Genomic DNA, 9,518 nt, shown 5'->3' with positions numbered 1-9,518 from the left:
GCCTCCCCCAAGCTCTCGGCTCCGCTCGAGCAGGGGGGACCCCCACCCGGCCCCGCCGCCGGCCCCGCAGCGGCCCGGCGCCGCACCGCCACCGCGCTGCTCGCCGTCGGCGTCCTGCTGCCCTTCCCGCTCGCCGGGTGCGGCGGGGACTCGGGCGGTACGGACGACACCGGCGGCGGGGCCGGCGGCAGGGCCGTACGGGACGTGCCGACCGCCGACCGGGACGACGTCGCCCCGGGCGGCACGCTGCGCTGGGCCACGGACGCGATGCCCACCACGTTCAACGCCTTCCAGCCCGACGCCGGCCCGGCCACCGACCGGATCGCCGCGGCCACCCTTCCCGCGCTCTTCACGCTCGACGAGCAGGCGGCACCGCACCCCGACCCGAACTACCTGGAGAAGGCCGAGGTCACCGACACCGAGCCGCGGCAGACCGTCGTCTACACCCTCAACCCCAAGGCCCGCTGGAGCGACGGGCGCCCGCTCGGCGTCGCGGACTTCCGGGCCCAGTGGAAGGCCCTGCGCGGCAAGAGCAGCGCCTACTGGACGGCGCGCAGCGCGGGCTACGACCGCATCCGCAAGGTCACCAGGGGCGAGGACGCGCACCAGGTCAAGGTCGTCTTCACCAAGCCGTACGCGGACTGGCAGTCGCTGTTCACGCCGCTGTACCCGAAGAGCGTGATGGGGGACCCGGACAGCTTCAACGACAGCGCCCGCACGGCGCTGCCCGTCTCCGCCGGCCCCTTCCGCGCCGGAAAGGCGGACCGCAAGTCCCGCACGGTGCCGCTGGAGCGCAATCCGCGCTGGTGGGGCGAGCGGGCCAAGCTGGACCGGATCGAGCTGAAGGCGGTGCCCCGCCCGCAGCGCGCCGCGGCGCTGGAGCGCGGCTCCCTCGACCTGGCCGAGGTGGACGCCGACGCCGCCCGGCAGGTGGCGCGGGCGCGGAAGAAGAACGAAGTGGGCAAGAACGGCGCGGGGAAGGACGGCGCGGGGAAGAACGGCGCGGAGAAGGACGGCGCGGAGCGGAAGGGGGCCGAGCGGGGGGCGCTGAGCGGCTACAGCGTCCGCAGGGCCCTGGACCCGGCCTACACCCAGCTCGCCCTGAACGGCGCGGGCGGCCCGCTCGCCGACGAGCGCGTCCGGCGTGCCGTGGCCCGCGCCCTCGACCGCGAGGAGCTGGCCCGGCAGGCGCTCGGCCCGGTGGGGCTGCCCACCGAGCCGCTCGGCAGCCATCTGCGGATGGCGAACCAGGACGGCTACCAGGACACCAGCGAGGCGATCGGCGACCGGGACCTGGACTCGGCGCAGCGGCTGCTCGCCGACGCGGGCTGGAAGGGCGGCGGCCCGATCCGCAGGAGCGGCGACGACAGCGGCGAGAAGCGGGTGGCGGCGGGCCCCGAGGGCGGCCCGGACACCGCCGAGTCCCCCGGGTCGGCCGGGCCGGCGGAGCCCTCGGCGGGCGCCGCCTCCGCGCCGCACCGGCTGGAGGCGCAGGCAGCGGCCGTACGGGTGGGCCCCGAGCTGCGGGCCCGGGTCACCGGCAAACCGCTCAGCCTCGTCCCGCCGGCGACGGCGCAGCGCGCCGGGCTGCTCGCGCAGGCCGCGCGGTCCCAGCTGGCGCGGGCCGGCAAGCAGGGCGCCAAGCCGTCGCAGCGCCGCGCCCGCGCCGCGCTGCGGCGGGCCGAGCGGGTCCGGGCCCGCGCCGCCGAGCTGGGCATGCTCGCCGACGGCACCGCCACCGCCGTCCGCACCAAGGGCGGCAGGCCGCTCGCGCTGCGCTTCGTCCTCCCGGCGGGCCCCGGCTCCGGGCAGATCCGCGCGACGGGGCGGCGGATCGCGGCCACGCTGAACGAGGTGGGTATCCGCACCCAGCTCAAGGAGGTGCCGGACACGAGCTACTTCAAGGACCACATCGCCGCGGGGGAGTACGACCTCGCGCTGTACTCCTGGCCCGCGACGGCCTACCCCGCCACCGAAGCCCGTCCGATCTTCGCCAAGCCGCGGCCGGCCGCCGACGGCTCGCTGCTGGTGGAGCAGAACTACTCCCGGGTCGGCACCGACCAGATCGACCAGCTCTTCGAGCAGGCCGCGGGCGAGCTGGACGAGGGGCGGCGCACGGACCTGCTGCGGAAGGCGGACGCCCGGATCTGGGCCGCCGGGGGCTCCCTGCCGCTCTACCAGCGCCCGCAGCTCGTCGCCGCCAAGGACCGCGTCGTCAACGCCGGCGCCTTCGGCTTCCAGACCCCCCGGTACCAGGACATCGGGTTCCGCACGCCGGAATCCTGACGGCGGCGTCGGGCGGCGTCGGCTGGTGTGGGGCGGCGTGGGGCGGCGCAGGCCAGTGGGGTCGGCGGCCCCTCGCCGGGCGGGCCCGTACCATGGTTGACGAGGCCGTGGCGAAGATCAGCCCGGCGAGAGGGGATCCGCCCCACCCCAGCAACCCGGGAGAAGCGCCGCAGTGCCCACGCGCAACGACATCCGCAACGTCGCCATCGTCGCCCACGTCGACCACGGCAAGACGACCCTGGTCGACGCCATGCTCAAGCAGGCGGGAGCCTTCGCAGCGCATCAGCTGGAGTCGGTGGACGACCGGGTGATGGACTCCAACGACCTGGAGCGCGAGAAGGGGATCACCATTCTCGCGAAGAACACCGCCGTCCGGTACCACCCCAAGGACGGCGGCCCCGCTGTCACCATCAACATCATCGACACCCCCGGCCACGCCGACTTCGGCGGCGAGGTCGAGCGCGGCCTGTCGATGGTCGACGCGGTCGTGCTGCTCGTGGACGCCTCCGAGGGACCGCTCCCGCAGACCCGGTTCGTGCTGCGCAAGGCGCTGGAGGCACGGCTTCCGGTCATCCTCTGCGTCAACAAGACGGACCGGCCCGACGCCCGGATCTCCGAGATCGTGGACGAGACCTACGACCTGTTCCTGGACCTGGACGCGGACGAGGACCAGATCGAGTTCCCGATCGTCTACGCCTGCGCGCGCGACGGCGTCGCCTCGCTGACCCAGCCCGCCGACGGCGCGGTGCCGGGCGACAGCGAGAACCTGGAGCCGTTCTTCTCCACCCTGCTGGAGACGGTTCCCGCGCCCACGTACGAGGAGGGCGCGCCGCTCCAGGCGCACGTCACCAACCTCGACGCGGACAACTTCCTCGGCCGGATCGCGCTGCTGCGCGTGGAGGCCGGCACGCTGAAGAAGGGCCAGACGGTGGCCTGGCTGAGGCGCGACGGATCGGTGCAGAACGTCCGGATCACCGAGCTGCTGATGACCGAGGCGCTCACCCGCAAGCCCGCCGCCGAGGCCGGGCCCGGCGACATCTGCGCCGTCGCGGGCATCCCGGACATCATGATCGGCGAAACCCTCGCGGACGCCGAGAACCCGGTCGCGCTCCCGCTCATCACCGTCGACGAGCCCGCGATCTCCATGACCATCGGGACGAACACCTCCCCGCTCGTCGGCAAGGGCGGCAAGGGGCACAAGGTCACAGCCCGACTGGTGAAGGACCGGCTGGACCGCGAGCTGGTCGGCAACGTCTCGCTGCGCGTGCTGCCCACCGAGCGGCCGGACGCCTGGGAGGTGCAGGGCCGCGGCGAGCTGGCGCTGGCCATCCTGGTGGAGACCATGCGCCGCGAGGGCTTCGAGCTGACCGTCGGCAAGCCGGAGGTCGTCACCCGCGAGATCGACGGCAAGACGCACGAGCCGGTCGAGCGGATGACGATCGACGCGCCGGAGGAGCACCTGGGGGCCATCACCCAGCTGATGGCGTCCCGCAAGGCCCGGATGGAGACCATGACCAACCACGGGTCCGGCTGGGTCCGCATGGAGTGGCTGGTCCCCTCGCGCGGCCTGATCGGCTTCCGTACGGAGTTCCTCACCGAGACCCGCGGCACCGGCATCGCGCACTCGATCTTCGAGGGCCATGAGCCGTGGTTCGGCGATCTGCGCACCCGGCACAGCGGCTCGCTGGTCGCGGACCGCTCGGGCAGCGCGACGCCGTTCGCGATGATGAACCTCCAGGAGCGCGGCACGATCTTCATCGAGCCGGGCACCGAGGTGTACGAGGGCATGATCGTCGGCGAGAACTCCCGCTCCGACGACATGGACGTCAACATCACCAAGGAGAAGAAGCTCACCAACATGCGGGCCGCCTCCGCGGACACGACGGAGAACCTGGTGCCGCCGCGGAAGCTCTCGCTGGAGCAGTCGCTGGAGTTCTGCCGCGAGGACGAGTGCATCGAGGTGACGCCGGAGACGGTGCGCATCCGCAAGGTGAGTCTGGACCAGAAGGAGCGGGCCCGCGCCGCGTCGCGCGCCAAGCACGGGTAGGCGGGGTAGGCGCCCCGCCAGAGGCGCGGGGAGCTGCGCGACCGGCCACGGCGTGCCCGCGGGCTGCGACGCGCAGCACGGGGAGCCCCTTTCCGGCGGGGGCTCAGCGGACGACGTCGAAGACCTGCTTCTGCACGCCGTTGGCGTACGCGGCGTGCTCCACCAGCCGCAGCTTCTGCGCGTCCTTGTCCGTGTCGCTGAACAGCCGCTTGCCGGCGCCGAGCAGCAGCGGGAAGACCAGCAGGTGGTAGCGGTCGATGAGGCCGGCGTCCGAGAGGCTCCGGTTGAGGGCGGCGCTGCCGTGCATGATGATCGGGCCGCCCTCGGTCTCCTTGAGCGCGGTGACCTCGTCGAGTGAGCGCAGGATCGTGGTCTCGCCCCAGTCGGAGACCAGGTCGCCCCGGGTGAGGGTGGTGGAGACGACGTACTTCGGCATCGGCTTGTAGTCGGCGAACTCCGCCATGCCCGGCCAGACGGGGCTGAACGCCTCGTAGCTGGTCCGGCCCAGCAGCATCGCGGTGGCCTCCCGCTGCTCCCGGCCCTTGATCTCGAAGGCCGCCTCGTCGAACTCGACCTCCTTGAAGGTCCACCCGGAGTTGCGGTAGCCGGGCTCGCCGCCCGGCGCCTCCACGACGCCGTCGAGCGAGACGAAGGTGGTGCTGATCAGGGTGCGCATCTCGGGTCTCCCAGGGGGTCGCGTAACTGCTTGTCACGGGGGTCGACCGCCGCTCGCCGGAAAACTCATCGGTGGGCGGCCTCCCCGGCACGTAATGGGTGCGCGGTGCTTTATCGCCTTAACTGTGGCATTCGGGGGCCGGGACGGCCACGTGGGCACGGATTGTCCTGATTAAGGGTGTTATCTGGTTCTGAGTCATGATCTCGGACCAGGGAGGCACCTCATGCGCGGAGCCACACGTGTCACATGGGCCCTCGCCAGCTCCGTGGCGGTGGCCCTCGCGGCGGCCGCCTGCGGCGGCGGGGACGACGACGGGGGCGGCACCGGCTCCGGGGACGGCGTGGTGCGGGCCTTCTGGACCGACCCGCAGAACCCGATCGAGCCCGCGAACACCAACGAGGTGCAGGGCGGCAAGGTGCTCGACATGGCCTTCCGCGGGCTCAAGCGGTACGACCCGGAGACCGCCAAGGCCGAGAACGCCATGGCCGAGTCCATCGACACCACCGACCAGCAGAACTTCACCGTGAAGCTGGAGAAGGGGTGGAAGTTCTCCGACGGGACCGATGTCACGGCGCACTCGTTCGTCGACGCCTGGAACTACGGCGCGCTGGTCACCAACAAGCAGATCAGCTCCTACTTCTTCCAGTTCATCGAGGGCTACGACGACGTCCACCCGGACGAGGGCAAGCCGAAGGCCAAGAAGATGTCGGGGCTGAAGGTGGAGGACGACCACACCTTCACCGTCAAGCTCAGCCAGAAGTTCTCGCTCTGGCCGGAGACCCTCGGATACAGCGCCTATGCGCCGCTCCCGGAGAAGTTCTTCACGGATCACGACGGATGGCTGAAGAAGCCGGTCGGGAACGGCCCCTACAAGGTGGACTCGTACACCAAGGGCCAGGCCATGAAGCTCTCGAAGAACGAGCACTACGACGGCCCCGACAAGCCCCGGAACGAGGGCGTCGAGCTGAAGGTCTACACCGACCAGAACACCGCCTACACCGATCTGCAGGCCGGGAACCTCGACGTCGTCGACGAACTGCCCGCCGGGCAGCTCAAGAACGCCGACAAGGACCTGAACGGGCGGTACATCAACCAGCCCGCCGGGATTCTGCAGACCGTCTCCTTCCCGTTCTACGACGAGAAGTGGAGCAGCGAGGACATGCTGCCGGTGCGGCGCGGGCTGTCCATGGCGATCAACCGCGAGCAGGTCACCAAGAAGATCTACCACGACACCCGCGAGCCCGCCACGGACCTGACCTCGCCGGTGCTGAAGTCGGCGGGCGGCTACAAGCCGGGCCTGTGCGGCGACGCGTGCGAGTACGACCCGGAGAAGGCGAAGAAGCTGATCGACGACGCGGGCGGGCTGCCCGGCGGCAAGGTCACGATCACCTCGAACGTGGACACCGGCTCCCACCGGCAGTGGATGGAGGCCGTCTGCAACAGCATCAACGACACCCTCGGCAAGAACAACGCCTGCACCGTGAACCCCGTCCCGACCTTCGGGGAGTTCCGCAACAGCATCTCGCAGCAGAAGATGACGGGGCTGTTCCGCACCGGCTGGCAGATGGACTACCCGCTCATCCAGAACTTCCTCCAGCCGATCTTCTACACCGGAGGCTCCTCGAACGACTCGCACTTCTCCGACAAGAAGGTCGACGACCTGATGGACGAGGCGAACGAGCTCGGTGACGAGGGCGCCGCCATCGCGAAGTTCCAGGAGGCGGAGAAGCGGATCCTGGACCAGATGGTGGCCATTCCGCTGTGGTACCAGAACGGCAACGCCGGCTACTCCAGCCGTGTCAGCGACGTGAAGCTGAACCCGTTCTCCGTCCCGGTCTTCACCGACATCAAGGTCAAGTGACCCGCGATGGGGCGCTACGTCGTCAGACGACTGCTCCAGATGATCCCGGTGTTCATCGGGACCACCTTTCTCATCTTCGTGATGGTCTACGCGGTCGGCGACCCGGTCAACGCGCTGTTCGGGGACCGGGCCCCGGACCCGGCGACGGCGGCGGCGCTCCGCCACGAGTTCAACCTCGACAAGCCCGTGCCGCAGCAGTACCTGCTCTATCTGGGGAAGATCTTCACCGGCGACTTCGGCAACGCGTTCAACGGCCAGCCGGTGACGGAGCTGATGGCGAACGCGTTCCCCATCACCCTGCGGCTGGCGGCCGTCGCGATCGTCTTCGAGATCGTCATCGGGATCACCCTGGGGGTGATCACCGGACTGCGGCGCGGGCGCCCGGTGGACACCGGGGTGCTGATGCTGACCCTCGTCGTCATCTCCGTCCCCACCTTCGTCACCGGCAGCCTGGCGCAGTATCTGCTCGGCGTGAAGTGGGGGTGGATCCGCCCGGCCGTCTCGCCCGAGGCGCCGCTGGACGAGCTGATCCTGCCGGGGCTGGTGCTGGCGCTGGTCTCCCTCGCGTACGTCACCCGGCTCACCCGCACCTCGCTCGCGGAGAACGCCCGCGCCGACTATGTGCGCACCGCCGTCGCCAAGGGGCTGCCGCGGCGCCGGGTGACCGTGCGCCACCTGCTGCGCAACTCGCTGATCCCCGTCGTCACCTTCCTCGGCACCGACGTCGGCCAGCTGATGGCCGGGGCGCTGGTCACCGAGCGGATCTTCAACATCCAGGGGGTCGGCTTCCAGCTGTGGCAGGGCATCGTGCGGCAGAACTCGCCCACCGTCGTCGGCTTCGTGACGATCCTCGTGCTCGTCTTCCTGCTCGCCAACCTGCTCGTGGACCTGCTGTACGCCGTGCTCGACCCGAGGATCCGCTATGACTGAGCCACCCGGCATGTCGGGCCCCGCCATCGGAGGGCCCGGCGGAGCCATGGAGCTGGCCGCCACCGAGGGGGAGACGCTGGAGGGCGGCGCACAGCCCCCGGCGGGCCGGGGCCCCGAGGCGCGGGCCCGCAGCCTGTGGTCCGACGCCTGGCACGACCTGCGCCGCAACCCCGTCTTCATCGTCGCGGGCCTGCTCATCCTCTTCCTCGTCGTCATCTCGCTGTGGCCGAGCCTGATCGCCACCCGCGACCCGCTCTCCTGCAGCCTCGGCCACTCCCTGGACTCCGCCACCCACGGCCACTGGTTCGGCTACGACACCCAGGGCTGCGACGTCTACACCCGGGTGGTGTACGGCGCCCGCAGCTCCGTCGCCGTCGGCGTCTGCGCCACGCTCGGCGTGGCCGTGCTGGGCAGCCTGCTCGGCGGGCTCGCCGGGTTCTTCGGCGGGGTGTGGGACGCGATCCTCTCCCGCGTCACCGACATCTTCTTCGGCATCCCGATCGTGCTGGGCGGGCTGGTGTTCCTCTCCATGACCGGCAGCCGCTCGGTGTGGACGGTCGTCGCCTTCATCGTGCTGCTGGGCTGGCCGCAGGTGGCCCGTATCGCCCGCGGCTCCGTGCTGACCGTCAAGCAGAACGACTATCTGCTGGCCGCGCGCGCCCTCGGCGCCGGCAACACCCGGATGCTGGTGCGGCACATTCTGCCGAACGCCGTCGCGCCGGTCATCGTCACCGCGACCATCGCGCTGGGCAACTATATCGCCCTGGAGGCGACCCTCAGCTATCTCGGCGTGGGGCTGCAGCCGCCCACCGTGTCCTGGGGCTCGGACATCTCCGCCGCCTCCTCCGGCATGCAGTTCCGCAACGCGCCGCACATCCTCGTCTACCCCGCGGCGGCGCTGAGCATCACCGTGCTCGCGTTCATCATGCTCGGCGACGCCGTGCGCGACGCCCTCGACCCGAAGCTGAGGTGAGCGGCACCGTGAGCCTGCTCGAAGTGCGCGACCTGCACGTCGAATTCCACACCCGGGACGGCGTCGCCAAGGCCGTCAACGGGGTCAGCTACGCGGTCGACGCGGGCCGGACGCTGGCCGTGCTCGGCGAGTCCGGGTCCGGCAAGTCCGTCACCGCGCAGGCGGTCATGGGCATCCTGGACATGCCGCCCGGCCGGATCACCGGCGGCGAGATCCTCTTCCAGGGCCAGGACCTGCTGAAGCTGTCCGCGGAGGAGCGGCGGAAGCTCCGCGGCCGCCGGATGGCCATGATCTTCCAGGACGCGCTCTCCGCGCTGAACCCGGTGCTGAGCGTGGGCTACCAGCTCGGCGAGATGTACCGGGTGCACCGCGGCGCCTCCCGCAAGGAGGCCCGGGAGGGGGCCGTGGAGCTGATGGACCGGGTGCGCATCCCGGCGGCCCGGGAGCGCGCCGCCGACTACCCGCACCAGTTCAGCGGCGGTATGCGGCAGCGCATCATGATCGCGATGGCGCTGGCCCTCGGCCCCGAGCTGATCATCGCGGACGAGCCCACGACGGCGCTGGACGTCACCGTGCAGGCCCAGGTCATGGAGCTGCTGGCGGAGCTCCAGCGGGAGTTCCAGATGGGGCTGATCCTCATCACCCACGACCTGGGCGTCGTCGCGGACGTCGCCGACGAGATCGCGGTGATGTACGCGGGCCGCATCGTGGAGACGGCCCCCGTCCACGACCTCTACCGCGCCCC

At 71.1% G+C, this 9,518-nt stretch carries 7 protein-coding genes; 6 read left to right on the top strand and 1 reads right to left on the bottom strand.

The window, feature by feature from the left end:
• Window positions 1-96 precede the first annotated feature (96 nt).
• Entirely contained in the window at window positions 97-2,286 is a 2,190-nt protein-coding gene (locus tag G5C65_RS23785) for an ABC transporter family substrate-binding protein (RefSeq protein WP_165300956.1), read from the top strand.
• Between the two features lie 172 nt (window positions 2,287-2,458).
• Entirely contained in the window at window positions 2,459-4,333 is a 1,875-nt protein-coding gene (gene typA / locus G5C65_RS23780; protein ID WP_165300955.1) for a translational GTPase TypA, read from the top strand.
• 103 nt (window positions 4,334-4,436) lie between these two features.
• Here typA and G5C65_RS23775 read toward each other — a convergent pair whose 3' ends face one another.
• Complete coding sequence (locus G5C65_RS23775) at window positions 4,437-5,009, bottom strand: dihydrofolate reductase family protein (protein WP_165300954.1); 573 nt, start codon at window positions 5,007-5,009, stop codon at window positions 4,437-4,439.
• A 223-nt stretch (window positions 5,010-5,232) separates the two neighbouring features.
• Between G5C65_RS23775 and G5C65_RS23770 the strand changes: the two genes are divergently transcribed.
• From G5C65_RS23770 to G5C65_RS23755, 4 genes are all read left to right on the top strand, one after another.
• On the top strand, window positions 5,233-6,870 hold the full coding sequence (locus G5C65_RS23770; RefSeq protein WP_165300953.1) for a peptide ABC transporter substrate-binding protein: 1,638 nt from the start codon (window positions 5,233-5,235) through the stop codon (window positions 6,868-6,870).
• A 6-nt stretch (window positions 6,871-6,876) separates the two neighbouring features.
• Window positions 6,877-7,800, top strand: a complete 924-nt coding sequence (locus tag G5C65_RS23765; protein ID WP_165300952.1) for an ABC transporter permease — start codon at window positions 6,877-6,879, stop codon at window positions 7,798-7,800.
• Window positions 7,793-8,773, top strand: coding sequence for an ABC transporter permease (locus tag G5C65_RS23760; protein WP_165300951.1), 981 nt, complete (start codon window positions 7,793-7,795; stop codon window positions 8,771-8,773). The genes G5C65_RS23765 and G5C65_RS23760 overlap by 8 nt, the downstream gene beginning before the upstream one ends.
• Before the next feature lie 8 nt (window positions 8,774-8,781).
• On the top strand, window positions 8,782-9,518 hold a 737-nt coding region (locus G5C65_RS23755), incomplete at its 3' end, for an ABC transporter ATP-binding protein (protein ID WP_338146613.1).

The organism is Streptomyces boncukensis, assembly GCF_011045075.1.
In the GTDB taxonomy this organism is placed as follows: Bacteria; Actinomycetota; Actinomycetes; order Streptomycetales; family Streptomycetaceae; genus Streptomyces; species Streptomyces boncukensis.
The sequence above is the reverse complement of the archived record's forward strand: the minus strand, read 5'-3'. Positions and strand labels throughout refer to the sequence as shown.

Excerpts from the sequence above, each read along its gene's own strand:
- G5C65_RS23775 (WP_165300954.1), bottom strand. The coding sequence starts at position 5,009 with ATGCGCACCCTGATCAGCACCACCTTCGTCTCGCTCGACGGCGTCGTG.
- G5C65_RS23770 (WP_165300953.1), top strand. The coding sequence starts at position 5,233 with ATGCGCGGAGCCACACGTGTCACATGGGCCCTCGCCAGCTCCGTGGCG.
- G5C65_RS23765 (WP_165300952.1), top strand. The coding sequence starts at position 6,877 with ATGGGGCGCTACGTCGTCAGACGACTGCTCCAGATGATCCCGGTGTTC.
- G5C65_RS23760 (WP_165300951.1), top strand. The coding sequence starts at position 7,793 with ATGACTGAGCCACCCGGCATGTCGGGCCCCGCCATCGGAGGGCCCGGC.